Source organism: Pseudomonas sp. MF6396, from assembly GCF_002018915.1.
Classification (GTDB): Bacteria; Pseudomonadota; Gammaproteobacteria; order Pseudomonadales; family Pseudomonadaceae; genus Aquipseudomonas; species Aquipseudomonas palmensis.
The window spans coordinates 70,071-85,446 of sequence record NZ_MVOK01000003.1 but is presented as its reverse complement, the minus strand read 5'-3'; the positions used below and the strand labels follow the sequence as shown (position 1 = coordinate 85,446).

Here is a 15,376-nt window from a genome sequence, read left to right as displayed (position 1 = left end):
AGACGCAGTGCGGGGTTTTTAATTCAGCGAGGCCTGGTGATGGAAAAGATCGAGAAAACTCTGGAAGAATGGCGTGCGATGCTCGACCCCGAGCAGTACAACGTGTGCCGCCTGAAGGGCACCGAGCGCCCGTTCAGCGGCAAGTACAACAGCACCCGCACCGATGGCGTCTACCATTGCATCTGCTGCAACAAGCCGCTGTTCGATTCCAGAGCCAAGTTCGACTCCGGCTGCGGCTGGCCCAGCTTCTACGAGCCTATCGCCGACAACGCGATGGTCGAGATCCGCGATACCTCACATGGCATGATTCGCACCGAAGTCACCTGCGCCACTTGCGATGCCCATCTGGGCCATGTGTTTCCCGACGGCCCGCCGCCCACCGGTCTGCGCTACTGCATCAACTCGGTGTGCCTTGACCTGGTGCCGCGACAGTAACCCACCCGAACGCAGGAGACGCGGTCATGGCCGACAACAGTTTGCTCAATATTCCCTGCACCACCCTGCGGGGCGAGCAGAAAACCCTGGCGGATTACCCGGCAAGGGCGGTGCTGGTGGTCAATACCGCCAGCCAGTGCGGGTTCACGCCACAGTACAAGGGCCTGGAGTCGCTATGGCAGCGCTATCGCGAGCGCGGCCTGGTGGTGTTGGGCTTTCCCTGCAACCAGTTCGGCAAGCAGGAGCCGGGCGATGAGCTGGCGATATCGCAGTTCTGTGAAGCCAACTTTGGCGTGAGCTTTCCCCTGTTCAGAAAGGTCGAGGTCAATGGGGCGGGCGCGCATCCCCTGTTCGCCGCGCTCAAGCAGAGGGCTCCCGGCCTGTTCGGTTCGCAGGCGATCAAGTGGAATTTCACCAAGTTCCTGGTCGATCCGCAGTCGGGTGCCGTGAGCCGTTATGCGCCCAGCACCAAGCCCGAGGCGCTGGCGGGCGATATCGAAAAGCTGCTGCGCTAGGTTTCAGGGGCTGTTGGCGGCACCCAGTGATCGATCAGCGCCAGCAACTCTTCGCGGCGAAAGGGTTTGGCCAGGTAGTCGTTCATGCCTGCCGCCCGGCAGCGTTCGCGTTCCTCGGGCATGGCGTTGGCGGTAAGTGCCACGATGGGCAGGTCGGGCCAGCGTCCGCTCTGGCGTATGCGTCGGCTGGCCTCGTAGCCGTCCATCACCGGCATGTTGCAGTCCATCAGCACCAGGTTGAAGGCGGCTTGCTCCAACTGCTCCAGGGCCTCCCCGCCGTGGGCGGCCACGATCACCTCGCAGCCCAGCTTGCCCAGCATGCCCTTGGCGACCAGCTGGTTCACCGGGTTGTCTTCCACCAGCAGGATGCGGGCACGACGCTCGCTGGTCTGGGTGCCTGCCTGGGCGACCGGGCCTGCATCGTCACTGCCCTGCAGAATGCGCTGCAAGGTCTGGTACAGGGCGTTGCGGGCCAGCGGCGGGCCTGCTGCTGCAGCGGTGCCAACTGGGCGGCTTCTTCCCCCGGCAGGAAGTTGCCATAGGCGGTCACCAGCAGGATTGGCGCCTTGAGTGACGGACGCAGGCCGAACAGGCCATCCAGGTTGTCGGTGACCAGCAGGTCGGGCTCCAGGTCGACCAGGCTGTCGATGCTGTCATGGCGCGAGTACGTCAGCCCCCAACGTGGCAGCAAGCTCTGCAGCAGTTCGGCAAGGCCGCTGCTGGCGCTGCTGATCGCCACCACCTTGCCGCGCAGGGGGGCGGGTGCAATCGCCGGGGTGTGGGAGGCCAGCGGCAGCTCGACACTGAACTGGCTGCCGAAGCCAGCTTCCGAACTGATGCTCAGGCGCCCCTGCATGGCTTCGCAGAGGTTGCGGGTCAGCGCCAGGCCCAGGCCGGTGCCGCCATACTGGCGGGTAATGCCCGCACCGGCCTGGGTGAAAGGCTGAAAGATCCTGACCTGGGCTTCCAGCGGGATGCCGATGCCCGTGTCGCAGACCTCCAGGCGCACGCCGCCGGGGTAGGTGCCCAGGCGAACGTCGACACGCCCGAACCGGGTGAACTTGAGCGCGTTGGACAGCAGGTTGCTGACGATCTGGCGCACCCGCGTGGGGTCACCCAGCACGCTGCTGGGAAACTGCGGATCGATCAGGCAGGTCAGCTCCACGCTGGGCGCCGCGTTCTGCGACAGCAGGTTGGCGGTGTCTTCCACCAGGGCGCCGAGGTCGAAGGGGATGCGCTCCAGCTCCAGCTGGCCGGCGTCGAACTTGGACAGGTCGAGAATATCGTTGAGCAGTTCCACCAGTACCTTGCCCGAGTCGTGGGCGATGGACAGCTGCTGGCGTTGTTCGGCGTTGAGCGGGCTGTCCAGCGACAGCGCGATCATGCCCAGCAGACCATTGAGCGGGGTGCGGATCTCGTGGCTCATGTTGGCCAGGAATGCGGCACGGGCCTGGGCCATGTCCAGCGCTCGGCGTCGCGCCTGCTCCAGTTCCTCGTTGGACTGGCTCAGGCGGGTGTTGCTGGACTTGAGTTCGTTGGTACGGGCCGAAACGATGTTTTCCAGCTCGTTGAGGTAGTCGGTCAGGCGGTTTTCGGCGTTGCGCCGCTGCTGGATCTCGGTGGCCATGCTCACGAACTGCTGGTTGGCGACCTTGACCAGCACGCCGATCTCGTCCTGTTCGTGACCGGGCGGGAAGGCCAGCTTGTTCTGGTTGGGCGCGCGTGCATTGCTGTTGCTAAGGGCGCTGATCACCCGCACCAGCGGCTTGGTCAGCATGAAATAGAACAGTGCCAGCAGGATGCCGGTCAGCACCAGGCTGCGCACGAACCCGTTGAGCAGCGTTACTTCGGCCCGCTTCAGAAAGCGGCTGCCGAAGGCGAAGGTGTCGACTTCAAGATACAGGGTGCCGAGGTATTCGCTGGGCATCTGGTCGAGCATCAGGCGATCCTGGAACTGCCGGCTCTGGCCGAAGAGAAAATCACTCAACATCCGATAGCTGCTTTGTTCGCGCGGGCGCTGCACATCGGACAACACGCTGTCGGTGTTGTCGATCAGGCGCGCACGGGTGATGGCGGGGGATTTGAGCAGGCCCAGGGTCAGTTCGTTGGCCAGTTCCGCATCGAGGTTGTAGGCAATGCGCGAGGCAGGGTTGTGGCTGATTTGCAGCAGTGCCTGCATCTCGCGATTGATAGAGGCGTCTTCGCTGGCATAATCGATGCCGATCTGGATGAGACTGAGCAATGTTCCCAGGATGAAACCGACCAGGACCGTCAGCCGGGCTTGCTTGTAAGACAGGCGATTGGTGAACTTGATATCCATGTATCCCGAGCCAGTTCCACTTTCCGTGCGCTGCGCAAGCATAGCCGATCACCCCCGGTAGCTGGCAGGTACTGTCGCACATTCAGGCTTTCCCAAGAATCTGTGTCGAGGACATAACGTGGACTCTCGCTTGAATGCTTTCCTGGAGCGCGCCGAATCGGTATTGGCGCGTCTGGAACCGCTGCTGCCGGCATTGCGCCCCAGCATCGATTGGACCCAGTGCCTGGCTGCCCGTTGGCAGCGCGAAGGGCGCAGCGGTTTTCTGCTGCCGCTCGAGGTCAGCCTGGACATGCGCCTGACCGACCTGATCGGTGTCGACAGGCAGCGTGAACAACTGGGCCGCAATACCCGCCAGTTCATCGACGGCATGCCGGCCAACCACGCGCTGCTGTGGGGCTCGCGCGGCACCGGCAAGTCGTCGCTGGTGCGTGCCTTGCTGGCAGAGTACGCCCCACAGGGGCTGCGCCTGATCGAGATCGAGCGTGACCACCTGGCGGACCTGCCGCGGGTGGTGGAACAACTGCACAAACTGCCACAGCGTTTCGTGCTGTTCTGCGATGACCTGTCGTTCGAGGCCGGGGAGGGCGACTACCGCGTGCTCAAGAGCGTGCTGGACGGCTCCCTCGAGCAGGCGCCGGACAACGTTCTGCTGTATGCCACCTCCAACCGTCGGCACCTGGTGCCGGAAAAGCAGAGCGACAACGAGAACTGGAAGATGGTCGACGGCGAGCTGCACCCCAGCGAGGCCGTCGAGGACAAGATTGCCCTGTCGGACCGCTTCGGTCTGTGGCTGTCGTTCTACCCGTTCACCCAGGAGCACTTCCTTGATGTGGTCGAGCACTGGATCACCCAGTTGGCGCTGGCGCCAGGTCTGGTCTGGGCGCGGGATGAAGAGCTGGACAAGGCCGCGATCCGCTGGGCAACCGGCCGCGGCAATCGCAATGGCCGCTGCGCCTATCAATTTGCCCGCTATTGGGTGGGCCTGAAACTGCTGGAGCAACAGTAATGATCGATTTGAATGCAGTGGGGGGCGGCCAGTGCGGCTATGACCTGCTGGCGGCGCAGCTGGAGGCACTACTGGACGGGGAGCGGGATTTCATTGCCAACGCTGCGCAGCTTTCCGCCTTTCTGTACAGCCAGGTCGAAGACCTGAACTGGGCAGGTTTCTACCTGGCGCGCGGTGAAGAGCTGGTACTGGGGCCGTTTCAGGGGCAGGTGGCGTGTGTACGCATCCCGTTCGGGCGCGGGGTGTGCGGGGCTGCGGCGGCTACACGCCAGACCCAGCGTGTGGAGGATGTGCATGCCTTCCCGGGGCATATTGCCTGTGACAGCGCCTCCAACAGCGAGTTGGTGATCCCTCTGGTCAAGGACGGAGCGCTGATCGGCGTACTGGACCTGGACAGCCCTGTACTTGCACGCTTTGGTGAGCAGGATCAGGCCGGGCTGGAGCGTCTGGCGCGGGTTTTCCTGGATTCGACGGACTGCTGAGGCGGGTAGAGGCGTTGCGCCCATTCGCCAGCAAGGCTCCTGTCGGGGGGGGCTGGCGAATGGGTTGTGTTGCAATCAGTCGTAGATGACTTTCTTCTTCCAGTCTTCTTCGGTGTCGGACTTCAGCCCTTCGGTCAGTGGGTTGACCTCGTCTTCGGTTGGCTGGTTCTGGCTCAGTACCATGGCGTTGGCGCGTGCCAGCAGTTTGTCCATATAGTCGAGCTGCTCGCGGTAGAGCACCGGATCAGGTTGCTTGCGCAGGTACTGCACCCCCCGTTCGAACGCCAGGCGGGCCTGCCCCGGCTGGTTCTGCTGCAGCGCATGCTGCCCCAGGTTGTTGAAGAACTCGATGTGCAGCAGCACCAGGATATGGCGAATTTCCTTTACCCAGTACTTGGCTTCGTTGGTCGGCAGGAAGCCTTCCTGGGAGGCGCGAACCACCTGGCTGTGCAGGGCTTCGAGCAGAAAGCGTACATCCTTGGCACGGGCTTCGGTCTGGATCGGGCCGGGAGGGTTGTTCACCGGTATGCCATCGCCCAGGGCAATCAGGCCCTGGAGCTCGCTGATGCGTGCCTGGATTTCACGGTTGTGCTTGTCCAGGGCCAGGCGGCGCTGATTCAGGTTCAGTTCGAGGCGGGTCAGCAGCAGCTTGAGTGCCGGGGTCATCAACTGGCCGGGAAAGGTTTCGGTGATTTCGCCACAACGACGCAAGCGGTCGGCCAGCTCGATCTTGAGGCGGGCTCGTTCCAGCTTGTTGCTCTCGACTACATTGTTCAGGTAGCCAATCACGATCAAGAGTGCGATACCCGCTACTATAAGCAGGGTGATCAGAAGTGGTGTCACCGTTAACGCCTCATACAGGAAGGTTTGCCGTTTGAGTGTAGTGGCTTCGCTTTTGCCCGGATAGAGCTGTTTGGCAGTTGAGCAGGGCGGATTGCTGGCATTTTGCCTTGAGGTGCCGCCAGCACTGGGCCGCGTCGCGTATGCGCGTCAGAAAATAATCGTCAAGGCTCAGGCGCGCTGCGGCCTCCGTGGCAGCGTAAAGCAGGGCGAAGTCATTGATTTAAATAAATTTATATCTAGGGGTTGACGACTTCTCAAAGCACCCCTAGAATGCGCGCCACTTGCAGCGTAAAGCACACAGCGAAACGCGGCAGGGAGTGAATGTTGTAGCGTGTCCCCTTCGTCTAGTGGCCTAGGACACCGCCCTTTCACGGCGGTAACAGGGGTTCGAGTCCCCTAGGGGACGCCATTGCGGGAATAGCTCAGTTGGTAGAGCACGACCTTGCCAAGGTCGGGGTCGCGAGTTCGAGTCTCGTTTCCCGCTCCAATTTTAAGCAGCTTTGCTTCAGGGCAGGGCTGAGTGAAACCAGAAAGCATCTTCGGGTGTATTTCTGGAGCTGAAACACTACACCATGGTGTTTCAGGCAGTGTCCCCTTCGTCTAGTGGCCTAGGACACCGCCCTTTCACGGCGGTAACAGGGGTTCGAGTCCCCTAGGGGACGCCATTTGCGGGAATAGCTCAGTTGGTAGAGCACGACCTTGCCAAGGTCGGGGTCGCGAGTTCGAGTCTCGTTTCCCGCTCCAAATTCAAAGAAAACGCCGTTCGTATGAACGGCGTTTTTTTTTGCGTAAAAAACGCCGCGCGATGGCAGGGGGCAGCATGAAAATAATCTGTGTGCCGTTGAGCCGAGGCGCCATGTCGCGGCTGGATACCGATACCTGTACGGACGCAGACCTGCTAGATGTTCAGCTGGATGCAGAGGAATTCGAAGCCGTGTGGCGATCGGGGCTGTTCACGCAGGCCAATCGAGCGCTGGCGCTGAACATCGACGAGTATGAAGATGAAAGGATTCTAGGCACTGTGCAGTTGGCGGCATTCAGTGCGTTGGTGTCGGCCTGTATCGAAGCCTGCCCCGAGGTAGGTGCACTGCTGAAGGTGGAGGCGCAGGTGCGAACGGCACTCGAGCTCGATACCGGCGTGTACTTTTTCTTCTGAGCCCGTTCAAGCACACGCAGTCATGTGAATGCGCTTTGTGCGGGACGTGGTCATGAGGGCTACCTGCCAGTTCTGCTGGTCGCGCTGACAGGTAGCTTGCGCATCAGTGCTTACTGTCGTCGCCCGACATGCTCAACAACTGCTTCTCCTGGTTCCAGTCGAACGGTTCGTCGTTCTGCTCGGCTTCGTAGCGGCGTTCTTCCAGCTCCTGGTACATGGCCAGTTCTTCTTCCGGCATGTAGTGCAGGCAATCGCCGCCAAAGAACCACAGCAGGTCGCGGGGGATAAGGTGCGCGATCTGCGGGTAGCGCTGGATGACCTGGCAGATGAGGTCCTGACCCAGGTAGGTGCTCTCCGGGTCGACCGGCAACTGTTGCATCAGGTCGTCGAAACGCTCCAGAAACAGCGCGTGGCTTTCTTCCGGTACCTGTTCGGCCTCACCCAGGGCTGCAAGGATGGTGCGCAGGTGGGTGAGCAGGGCGAGGTGGTATTCCAGTTGAGCAGTGGCGTTGGCCATGCGGGCGATCCTCTAGAGCAAAATCGGGCGCGGGAGTATAAGGCTCCCCGCGCCCGATGTCCCGTTGGAGTGATGCTCAGCGCACCTTGCCCTCGGTGGGCAGCAGCTCGTCCTTGCTGAACGCATCCACGTCGATCACACGGCGCCGTGCGGCTTCGGCCTCGTGCAGGCTTTGAGCTTCGCCGGCCTGCAAGGTGTTGGCGTGCAAGGCTGCGTCGATCAGCGATTCGCCGGGAGCCGGCGCCAATTGGCCGCCCTTGTGGGCCTGGTGCAGCTTCTTGTGCAGCGGGGCGCTGGCCCTTAGCAGGTCGCTGGCCTGTTGCAACGCGCCCACCGGGTCGCTTGCATCGGTGGGGCGATAGCAGCCAGCCAGCAGTTGTTCGAGTGCCGGATCACCCTTGGCGCGACCCAGCAGCGCAGCAACCTCGGCATCCAGTTCGTCCGACGGGCCGGTATGACGGCGCCCGAACGGGAACACCACCAAGCGCAGCGCGCCACCGAGGAACCGATTGGGGAAGTTGTCGAGCAGGCGGTCCAGGGCTTTTTCGGCCTGGCCCAGGCTTTCTTCCATGGCCCAGCGCAACAGCGGCCGCAGGTACTCGGGCGAATCGAGATCGTGGTAGCGCTTGAGGGCTGCCGAACCCAGGTACAGGTTGCTCAATACGTCGCCAAGGCGCGCCGACAGGCGCTCACGGCGTTTCAGCTCGCCACCGAGCAGCATCATGCACAGGTCGGCCAGCAGGGCGAAGGCCGCCGCCTGGCGATCGAGTGCGCGAAAGTATCCCTGGCTCAATGCATCGCCGGGTGCCTTTTCAAAGCGCCCCAGGCCCAACCCAAGGACCAGCGTGCTGGCCGCGTTACCCACCGCGAAGCCCACATGCCTGAGCAGCAGGGCGTCGAACTCCTTGAGCGCCTGGTCGTGGTCTTCACGTGCTGCCAGGGCCATCTCCTTGAGCACGAACGGGTGGCAGCGAATCGCCCCCTGGCCAAAGATCATCAGGTTGCGCGAGAGGATGTTGGCGCCCTCGACGGTGATGAAGATCGGTGCCCCCTGCCAGCTGCGACCCAGGTAGTTGTTCGGGCCCATGATGATGCCCTTGCCCCCGTGCACGTCCATGGCGTGCTGGATGCATTCGCGCCCCCGTTCGGTGAGGTGGTACTTGAGGATCGCCGACAGCACCGAGGGTTTTTCACCCAGGTCCACCGCGTTGGCGGTGAGCATGCGTGCGCTGTCCATCAGCCAGGCATTGCCGCCGATGCGGGCCAGAGCCTCCTGAATGCCCTCGAACGCGGCCAGCGGTACGTTGAACTGCTCGCGCACCTGTGCGTACTGGCCCGTTACCAGGCTGGTGTACTTGGCGGCACCGGTACCGACTGCCGGCAAGGAGATCGAGCGTCCCACCGACAGGCAGTTCATCAGCATCATCCAGCCCTTGCCGAGCATCTCCTGCCCGCCAATCAGAAAACTCAGCGGGACGAACACGTCCTTGCCGCTGTTGGGGCCGTTCATGAACGCGGCGCCCAGCGGCAGATGGCGCTGACCGATCTCGACACCTGGGGTGTCGGTCGGGATGAGAGCCAGGCTGATACCCAGCTCCTCCTTGTCACCCAGCAGGTGATCGGGGTCGTAGGCCTTGAACGCTAGACCCAGCAGCGTCGCCACCGGGCCCAGGGTGATATAGCGCTTCTCCCAGTTCAGGCGCAGGCCCAGTACTTCCTCGCCCTGCCACTGGCCCTTGCAGATGACCCCGGTGTCGGGCATGGCGCCGGCGTCGGAGCCGGCCAGCGGACCGGTGAGGGCGAAGCACGGGATGTCGTCACCGCGGGCCAGGCGGGGCAGGTAATGGTTGCGTTGCTCGTCGGTGCCGTAGTGCAGCAGCAGTTCGGCCGGGCCGAGCGAGTTGGGCACCATCACGGTGGAGGCCAGGTCGCCGCTGCGGGTGGCCAGTTTCATCGCGACCTGTGAATGAGCGAAGGCGGAAAAGCCCTTGCCGCCGTATTCCTTGGGAATGATCAGGGCAAAGAAGCCATGGGTCTTGATGTGCGCCCAGGCTTCGGCGGGAAGGTCCATGTCCTGGCCGATCTGCCAGTCGCTGACCATGGCGCAGAGCTCCTCGGTGGGCCCGTCGATGAAGGCTTGCTCTTCTGCGCTCAGTTGCACCTTGGGATAGGCCAGCAGGGTGTTCCAGTCGGGGCGGCCACTGAAGAGCTCGCCGTCCCACCAGACCGTGCCGGCATCGATGGCCTCGCGCTCGGTCTGCGACATCGGCGGCAAGGTTTTGCGAAACCAGCCGAACAGCGGGGCAGTCAGCCATTTGCGGCGCAGATCGGGCAGCACCAGGGGCACGGCAGTGGCCACCAGCAGCAGCCAGAAGATCGTCAACAGCCAGCCGGGGGCATGGCTGAATGCGCCCATCGCCACCAGGTAGACGGCAACCACGCCCAGTGCGGGCAGGGGGGCAACCCGCCGGTGCGCCAGGTAGGCAATACCGACCACCAGCACCACTAACCACAACAGCAACATATGCTTTCCTCCGTGAGCTCCAGAAATAGCTATCCGACAGAGCTTAGACCGCCTGTGCCAAACAACCCGTCAGAACAGTGACAGGACGTGACCTGTGGAAGTTCGCGTTTTCGGGCCGCGGGCCAGCGATTGTCAGCCTCGCCAGCTCGGGTAGACTGAGTGCCCACCGCCTATGTCAGGAGTCGTCATGCTGAAGATCTGGGGACGCAAGAACTCGTCAAACGTCAGGAAGGCGCTGTGGTGCGCCCAGGAGCTGGGCCTGGGTTACCAGTCGATCGATGCCGGTGGCGAGTTCGGCGTGGTCGACGAGCCGCACTACCGTGCCCTCAACCCCAACGGCCGGGTGCCGATGATCGAGGATGGCGAGCTGGTGCTGTGGGAATCCAATACCATCGTGCGCTACCTGTGTGGCCGGTATGCCCCAAACACTGACTGGTACCCCGCCGACCCGGCGGCCCGGGCCAGCGCAGACAAGTGGATGGACTGGACCACGTCATCGCTGGCTACGCCATTTCGCCCGTTGTTCTGGGGCATCCTGCGTACCCCGTCTGACCAGCAGGACTGGGTGCAGATCAACGCCGCGCACAAGCAATGCGCCGAACTGCTGTCGATCGCCGATCAGGCCCTGGCCATGCAACCCTACCTGTCGGGGGAAGCGATCGGCATGGGCGACATCCCGCTGGGCTGCTTCGTGTATGCCTGGTTCGAGATGCCCATCGAGCGTCCGGAAATGAAGCACCTGCGTGCGTGGTACGAGCGCCTCAGGCAACGGCCGGCCTACCAGGCGGCGGTAATGACCGCGCTGACCTGAACCTGTCGATTACCCTGATAGTCAATATCGATACACTTCACTGTACTTGCGTGGCCTGGGCAAGCACCATGGCCACATTCGTCGCGGTCGGCCCTGTCTGACCGCCTGCCTTGTGAACCCTTCAACCTGGTGTGTAGACCTGCTATGAGTTCTGCTCTGTCCATTCGGCAGCTAACCAAGACCTACGGCAATGGCTTCCAGGCCCTCAAGGGCATCGACCTGGATGTCGCCGAAGGTGATTTCTTCGCCTTGCTCGGCCCCAATGGCGCCGGCAAATCCACCACCATCGGCATTCTCTCGACCCTGGTCAACAAGACCAGCGGCACGGTGAATGTGTTCGGCCATGACCTGGACCGAGAGCCAGCCGCGCTCAAGCGCTGCATCGGCGTGGTGCCCCAGGAGTTCAACTTCAATCAGTTCGAAAAGACCTTCGATATCGTCGTGACCCAGGCGGGTTACTACGGCATCCCGATGAAGGTGGCCAGGGAGCGCGCCGAGCAGTACCTGACCCAGCTGGGCCTGTGGGACAAGCGTGACGTGCCATCGCGCTCGCTGTCCGGCGGCATGAAGCGCCGCCTGATGATTGCCCGCGCGCTGATCCACGAACCGCGCCTGCTGATCCTCGACGAGCCTACCGCTGGCGTTGACATCGAGCTGCGCCGTTCGATGTGGAGCTTTCTGACCGAGCTCAACCAGAAGGGCATCACCATCATCCTGACCACCCACTACCTGGAAGAGGCCGAGCAGCTGTGCCGCAACATCGGCATCATCGACCACGGCACCATCGTGCAGAACACCAGCATGCGTCAGTTGCTGGGCACGTTGCATGTGGAGACCTTCCTGCTCGACCTCAAGCATGACCTGGCCCAGGCGCCGCAACTGGCCGGCTACCCGTGCCGGCTGATCACCCCGCACACCCTGGAAGTGCAGGTGGACAAGGACGTGGGCATCACCGCGCTGTTCGGCCAGTTGGCCCTGCAGAACATCGAGGTGCTGAGCCTGCGCAACAAGGCCAATCGTCTCGAGGAGCTGTTCGTGTCCCTGGTGGAAAAAAACCTGGCGAAGGTGGCGGTATGAGTTCGGAACTGCGCGCCAACCTGGTTGCCCTCAATACCATCGTCTATCGAGAAGTGCGGCGGTTCACGCGGATCTGGCCGCAGACCCTGCTGCCCCCGGCGATCACCATGGTGCTGTACTTCGTGATCTTCGGGAACCTCATCGGCCGGCAGATCGGCGACATGGGTGGCTTCACCTATATGGAGTACATCGTGCCGGGCCTGATCATGATGTCGGTGATCACCAACTCCTACGGCAACGTGGTGTCGAGTTTCTTCGGCAGCAAGTTTCAGCGTTCGATCGAGGAGCTGATGGTGTCGCCGGTGTCGCCGCACACCATCCTCATCGGCTACACCCTGGGCGGCGTGCTGCGCGGGTTGGCGGTGGGAGTGATCGTGACCCTGCTGTCGCTGTTCTTCACCCATCTGCAGGTGCATCACCTGGGCGTGACGGTGCTGGTGGTGGTGCTGACCGCGACGATCTTCTCGCTGCTGGGCTTCATCAACGCAGTGTTTGCGCGCAACTTCGATGACATCTCGATCATCCCGACCTTCGTGCTCACGCCGCTGACGTACCTGGGTGGGGTGTTCTACTCCATCACCCTGCTGCCGCCATTCTGGCAGACCGTGTCGCTGGCCAACCCGGTGCTGCACATGGTCAACTCGTTCCGCTACGGCATCCTGGGCGTCTCGGACATCCGCATCGGCGTGGCCATCACCTTCATGCTGGTGGCCACCGCGGTGCTGTACATCGGCTGCGTGCGCCTACTGGTCAGCGGGCGAGGAATGCGCAGCTGATTTCTGCTTGCGCCTGCGCCACTGCCTGCCCACCCACCAGCGCCAGTAGAGCATGGTCAGGCAGTAGGCCAGCGCCCCCAGCAGCACGCCGCACACCACCGAGCCCAGCAGAAAGGGCTGCCACAGCGTCGACAGCTGGTCGGTGATCCATTCGAAGGTGAGTTCCTCAGGCAGCGTGCGTGGCGGTATCTGCATCAGCCATGCCCCCACCTGGTAGGTGCAGTAGAACACCGGCGGCATGGTGATGGGGTTGGTCAGCCACACCAGGCTGACGGCGATGGGCATGTTGCCACGCACCAGAACCGCCAGGCTGGCGGCCAGCAGCATCTGCATCGGGATAGGGATGAAGGCTGCGAAAAGGCCTACGGCCATGGCCCGTGCCACCGAATGGCGATTCAGGTGCCAGAGGTTGGGGTCGTGCAGCAGCCGGCCGAGAAAGCGTAAGGATTTATGTTCCCGAATGCTCGTCGGATCTGGCATGTAGCGTTTGAAAAGTCGACGCGGCATGTGGGCTCTCGGCGTTCTGAAGTGGCCAGTATGCACGGATTGTAAACAGCGCCAATTCAGACTTTGTGACAATTAATAAGCAAGGTGCGGGCCTGGGTGATCTAAGCCTCTGGGGTGAGATCTGCTCAGGAGCTTTACCCATGCGCACAAGGATGTTGGCGCTGGCCTTGGGGCTGTTGGCGCTCAACGTGCTACCTGCCTTGCCGTCGGTCGGCTGGCTCTGGGGCATCGGCATAACGGGAATGTTATGCCTGGTGTGTCGATGGGCAGTGCCCGGTCTGTTCCTGCTTGGTTTTGCCTGGGCCTGTTGCTCGGCGCAATGGGCGCTGGACGATCGACTGCGGCCCGAGCTGGAGGGGCGCACCCTGTGGCTGGAAGGTCGGGTAGTGGGCCTGGCGCAGCAGGGCCCACATTCGGTGCGTTTCGAGCTGGCCGAAGCCTCCTCGCGCCGCGCCCAGTTGCCGCAGCGGCTGAGCCTGAGCTGGTTTGGCGGGCCGCCGGTCAACAGTGGCGAGCGTTGGCGCCTGGCGGTGCAGCTGCAGCGCCCCTCCGGCCTGCTCAACCCCCATGGGCCTGACCAGGAAGCGGCCATGCTGGCTCGGCGAATCGGTGCCACCGGCCGCGTAAGGGCAGGTGAACGACTGGCCCCGGCCAGCCATGCGTGGCGTGATTCGGTGCGCCAGCGCCTGCTCGGGGCTCAGGCCCATGGGCGCGAAGGTGCGCTGGCGGCGCTGGTGCTGGGTGACGGCGGGGCGCTGGCACAGGAGGACTGGCAGGTGCTCCAGGCAACCGGCACGGTGCACCTGCTGGTGATTTCCGGTCAGCACATCGGCTTGCTGGCCGGTCTGGTGTACGGCCTGGTGGCCGGGTTGGCACGTGTGGGGGCATGGCCCAGGGCGCTGCCCTGGCTACCCTGGGCGTGCGGCCTGGCGTTTGCGGCGGCCCTGGCGTACGGCTTGATGGCGGGCTTTCAGGTACCGGTACGACGCGCCTGCATCATGCTGGCGGTGGTGCTGTTGTGGCGCCTGCGTTTTCGCCACCTTGGGGCCTGGATTCCCTTGCTGCTTGCCCTCAACGGTGTATTGCTGGTGGAGCCATTGGCCAGCCTGCAGCCGGGGTTCTGGCTGTCGTTCGCAGCGGTGGCGGTGCTGGTGTATGTGTTCGGCGGCCGGCTGGGGGCCTGGAACCCCTGGCTGGCATGGTGCCGGGCCCAATGGCTGATCGCGATCGGCCTGTTGCCGGTGCTGCTGGCGCTGGGGCTGCCGATCAGTCTCTCGGCACCGCTGGCCAATCTGGTTGCGGTGCCCTGGGTCAGTATCGCGGTGTTGCCCCTGGCGCTGGCCGGCACACTGCTGCAGGGGCTCCCGTTGCTGGGGGAGGCCCTGTTGTGGCTGGCTGGAGGATCGCTGGCAGCCTTGTTCTGGACACTGGCACAGGTGGCACATTGGCAACCGGCCTGGACACCGGTCGCCTTGCCGATATGGGCATGGTTGATGGTGGGCGGTGGCGCGGTACTGCTGCTGTTGCCGGGCGGGCTGCCGATGCGGGTGCTGGGCTGGCCCTTGCTGCTGCTGGCCGGCTGTGCGCCTCGCAACGAGATCGCCCATGGGCAACTGGAGGTGTGGCAGCTGGATGTCGGCCAGGGCCAGGCGTTTGTGCTGCGTACCCGTCACCATGCGATGCTGTATGACGCAGGCCCGGCCACCCGTGGCAGCGACCTGGGTGAGCGGGTGGTCGTGCCGACTCTGCGCAAGCTGGGGGTGCGCGAGCTGGACCTGGCGCTGATCAGCCATGCCCATGCCGACCATGCCGGCGGCGCCCTGGCGGTGCAGCGCAGCGTGCCGCTGGTGCGTGTGGTGGGCGGCGACCCGGATGAGCTGCCCGGGCAACTGCAGGCCCAGGCCTGCGCCAGTGGCGAGCAATGGCAGTGGGATGGCGTGCTCTTCAGCCTGTGGCGCTGGCAGCAGGCCGGCGACAGCAATCAGCGCTCCTGTGTGTTGCACGTGGATGCCGGCGGGGAAACCCTGCTGCTTACCGGTGACATCGATGCCCAGGCCGAGCGCGCCTGGCTGCGCGAGTCGACAGCCGACCCGGTCGACTGGTTGCAGGCGCCCCATCATGGCAGCCGCACCTCGTCGAGCCAGGCCTTTCTCGAGCGAACCCGGCCACGGGGCGTGCTGATTTCGCGAGGGCGCCACAATGCATTCGGGCATCCGCACGCACAGGTGATGGCGCGTTACCAGGCGCTGGGTATCACCGTGCACGACAGCGCCCTGCACGGGGCGGTGCGCCTGGTGCTGGGCAGCTTTGGCCAGGCGGTCGGGCAACGCAGCCAGCGGCGCTTCTGGCGGGAGCCGACATGACGCTGTTCGGCCCCGTGGCCCCCTATGGTAAAGTGGCGGACTTT

Annotated in this window: 13 protein-coding genes, 4 tRNA genes and 1 pseudogene; 13 read left to right on the top strand and 5 right to left on the bottom strand. The window is 63.5% G+C overall.

The features are described from left to right. Positions 1 to 39 precede the first annotated feature (39 nt). Together msrB and MF6396_RS03715 are read left to right on the top strand one after the other, a co-directional pair. Positions 40 to 435 (top strand): peptide-methionine (R)-S-oxide reductase MsrB, encoded by a 396-nt coding sequence (gene msrB, locus MF6396_RS03720; RefSeq protein ID WP_043862744.1) that lies wholly within the window; start codon positions 40 to 42, stop codon positions 433 to 435. A 26-nt stretch (positions 436 to 461) separates the two neighbouring features. Then, the gene (locus MF6396_RS03715; RefSeq protein ID WP_043862745.1) at positions 462 to 950 is read left to right on the top strand and encodes a glutathione peroxidase; all 489 of its coding nucleotides are present in this window, start codon (positions 462 to 464) and stop codon (positions 948 to 950) included. Here the strand turns inward: MF6396_RS03715 and MF6396_RS03710 are convergent. Then, positions 947 to 3,270 (bottom strand): annotated as a pseudogene (locus tag MF6396_RS03710) (response regulator). The gene MF6396_RS03715 and the pseudogene MF6396_RS03710 sit on opposite strands and share 4 nt — an antisense overlap. Before the next feature lie 118 nt (positions 3,271 to 3,388). Between MF6396_RS03710 and MF6396_RS03705 the strand changes: the two are divergent. Both MF6396_RS03705 and MF6396_RS03700 read left to right on the top strand, forming a co-directional pair. Then, a complete protein-coding gene (locus MF6396_RS03705; protein ID WP_058541064.1) occupies positions 3,389 to 4,276 on the top strand; it encodes an ATP-binding protein in 888 nt (295 codons plus the stop codon). Next, the gene (locus MF6396_RS03700) at positions 4,276 to 4,758 is read left to right on the top strand and encodes a GAF domain-containing protein (protein WP_078479741.1); all 483 of its coding nucleotides are present in this window, start codon (positions 4,276 to 4,278) and stop codon (positions 4,756 to 4,758) included. Before MF6396_RS03705 ends, MF6396_RS03700 begins: the two co-directional genes overlap by 1 nt. 75 nt (positions 4,759 to 4,833) lie before the next feature. Here MF6396_RS03700 and MF6396_RS03695 read toward each other — a convergent pair whose 3' ends face one another. Next, complete coding sequence (locus MF6396_RS03695; protein ID WP_043862749.1) at positions 4,834 to 5,601, bottom strand: hypothetical protein; 768 nt, start codon at positions 5,599 to 5,601, stop codon at positions 4,834 to 4,836. A gap of 333 nt (positions 5,602 to 5,934) precedes the next feature. Here MF6396_RS03695 and MF6396_RS03690 point away from each other — a divergent pair. From MF6396_RS03690 to MF6396_RS03670, 5 genes are all read left to right on the top strand, one after another. Further along, positions 5,935 to 6,010, top strand: a tRNA-Glu gene (locus MF6396_RS03690). Positions 6,011 to 6,012: 2 nt separating this feature from the next. Then, positions 6,013 to 6,088: transfer RNA gene (locus MF6396_RS03685), tRNA-Gly, on the top strand. 102 nt (positions 6,089 to 6,190) lie between these two features. Continuing rightward, positions 6,191 to 6,266: transfer RNA gene (locus MF6396_RS03680), tRNA-Glu, on the top strand. Between the two features lie 3 nt (positions 6,267 to 6,269). Next, positions 6,270 to 6,345: transfer RNA gene (locus MF6396_RS03675), tRNA-Gly, on the top strand. Positions 6,346 to 6,421: 76 nt separating this feature from the next. Next, entirely contained in the window at positions 6,422 to 6,757 is a 336-nt protein-coding gene (locus MF6396_RS03670; RefSeq protein WP_063612007.1) for a hypothetical protein, read from the top strand. A gap of 103 nt (positions 6,758 to 6,860) precedes the next feature. Here MF6396_RS03670 and MF6396_RS03665 read toward each other — a convergent pair whose 3' ends face one another. Beyond that, positions 6,861 to 7,274, bottom strand: a complete 414-nt coding sequence (locus MF6396_RS03665; protein WP_043862897.1) for a PA2817 family protein — start codon at positions 7,272 to 7,274, stop codon at positions 6,861 to 6,863. 76 nt (positions 7,275 to 7,350) lie between these two features. Then, positions 7,351 to 9,798, bottom strand: coding sequence for an acyl-CoA dehydrogenase (locus MF6396_RS03660; RefSeq protein ID WP_043862896.1), 2,448 nt, complete (start codon positions 9,796 to 9,798; stop codon positions 7,351 to 7,353). Between the two features lie 187 nt (positions 9,799 to 9,985). Between MF6396_RS03660 and MF6396_RS03655 the strand changes: the two genes are divergently transcribed. The 3 genes from MF6396_RS03655 to MF6396_RS03645 all read left to right on the top strand — a co-directional run bounded on the left by MF6396_RS03655 (position 9,986) and on the right by MF6396_RS03645 (position 12,462). After that, complete coding sequence (locus tag MF6396_RS03655) at positions 9,986 to 10,609, top strand: glutathione S-transferase (RefSeq protein ID WP_054915819.1); 624 nt, start codon at positions 9,986 to 9,988, stop codon at positions 10,607 to 10,609. A 144-nt stretch (positions 10,610 to 10,753) separates the two neighbouring features. Beyond that, positions 10,754 to 11,686, top strand: coding sequence for an ABC transporter ATP-binding protein (locus tag MF6396_RS03650; RefSeq protein ID WP_078479740.1), 933 nt, complete (start codon positions 10,754 to 10,756; stop codon positions 11,684 to 11,686). Then, complete coding sequence (locus MF6396_RS03645; protein ID WP_058541067.1) at positions 11,683 to 12,462, top strand: ABC transporter permease; 780 nt, start codon at positions 11,683 to 11,685, stop codon at positions 12,460 to 12,462. The genes MF6396_RS03650 and MF6396_RS03645 overlap by 4 nt, the downstream gene beginning before the upstream one ends. Here the strand turns inward: MF6396_RS03645 and MF6396_RS03640 are convergent. Continuing rightward, positions 12,430 to 12,969 carry a DUF2062 domain-containing protein gene (locus tag MF6396_RS03640; protein ID WP_043862892.1) on the bottom strand — a complete coding sequence of 180 codons (540 nt, stop codon included), beginning with the start codon at positions 12,967 to 12,969 and terminating at the stop codon, positions 12,430 to 12,432. The two genes, MF6396_RS03645 and MF6396_RS03640, sit on opposite strands and share 33 nt — an antisense overlap. A 140-nt stretch (positions 12,970 to 13,109) precedes the next feature. On the opposite strand from MF6396_RS03640, the gene MF6396_RS03635 reads away from it, so the two are divergent. Continuing rightward, positions 13,110 to 15,332, top strand: a complete 2,223-nt coding sequence (locus tag MF6396_RS03635; protein WP_177346315.1) for a DNA internalization-related competence protein ComEC/Rec2 — start codon at positions 13,110 to 13,112, stop codon at positions 15,330 to 15,332. Positions 15,333 to 15,376 lie beyond the last annotated feature (44 nt).

What these genes read in the sequence shown, in the direction of transcription:
- msrB (WP_043862744.1), top strand. Translation starts at nt 40, where the DNA reads ATGGAAAAGATCGAGAAAACTCTGGAAGAATGGCGTGCGATGCTCGAC.
- MF6396_RS03700 (WP_078479741.1), top strand. Translation starts at nt 4,276, where the DNA reads ATGATCGATTTGAATGCAGTGGGGGGCGGCCAGTGCGGCTATGACCTG.
- MF6396_RS03635 (WP_177346315.1), top strand. Translation starts at nt 13,110, where the DNA reads ATGCGCACAAGGATGTTGGCGCTGGCCTTGGGGCTGTTGGCGCTCAAC.
- MF6396_RS03650 (WP_078479740.1), top strand. Translation starts at nt 10,754, where the DNA reads ATGAGTTCTGCTCTGTCCATTCGGCAGCTAACCAAGACCTACGGCAAT.
- MF6396_RS03715 (WP_043862745.1), top strand. Translation starts at nt 462, where the DNA reads ATGGCCGACAACAGTTTGCTCAATATTCCCTGCACCACCCTGCGGGGC.
- MF6396_RS03660 (WP_043862896.1), bottom strand. Translation starts at nt 9,798, where the DNA reads ATGTTGCTGTTGTGGTTAGTGGTGCTGGTGGTCGGTATTGCCTACCTG.
- MF6396_RS03665 (WP_043862897.1), bottom strand. Translation starts at nt 7,274, where the DNA reads ATGGCCAACGCCACTGCTCAACTGGAATACCACCTCGCCCTGCTCACC.
- MF6396_RS03670 (WP_063612007.1), top strand. Translation starts at nt 6,422, where the DNA reads ATGAAAATAATCTGTGTGCCGTTGAGCCGAGGCGCCATGTCGCGGCTG.
- MF6396_RS03645 (WP_058541067.1), top strand. Translation starts at nt 11,683, where the DNA reads ATGAGTTCGGAACTGCGCGCCAACCTGGTTGCCCTCAATACCATCGTC.
- MF6396_RS03640 (WP_043862892.1), bottom strand. Translation starts at nt 12,969, where the DNA reads ATGCCGCGTCGACTTTTCAAACGCTACATGCCAGATCCGACGAGCATT.
- MF6396_RS03655 (WP_054915819.1), top strand. Translation starts at nt 9,986, where the DNA reads ATGCTGAAGATCTGGGGACGCAAGAACTCGTCAAACGTCAGGAAGGCG.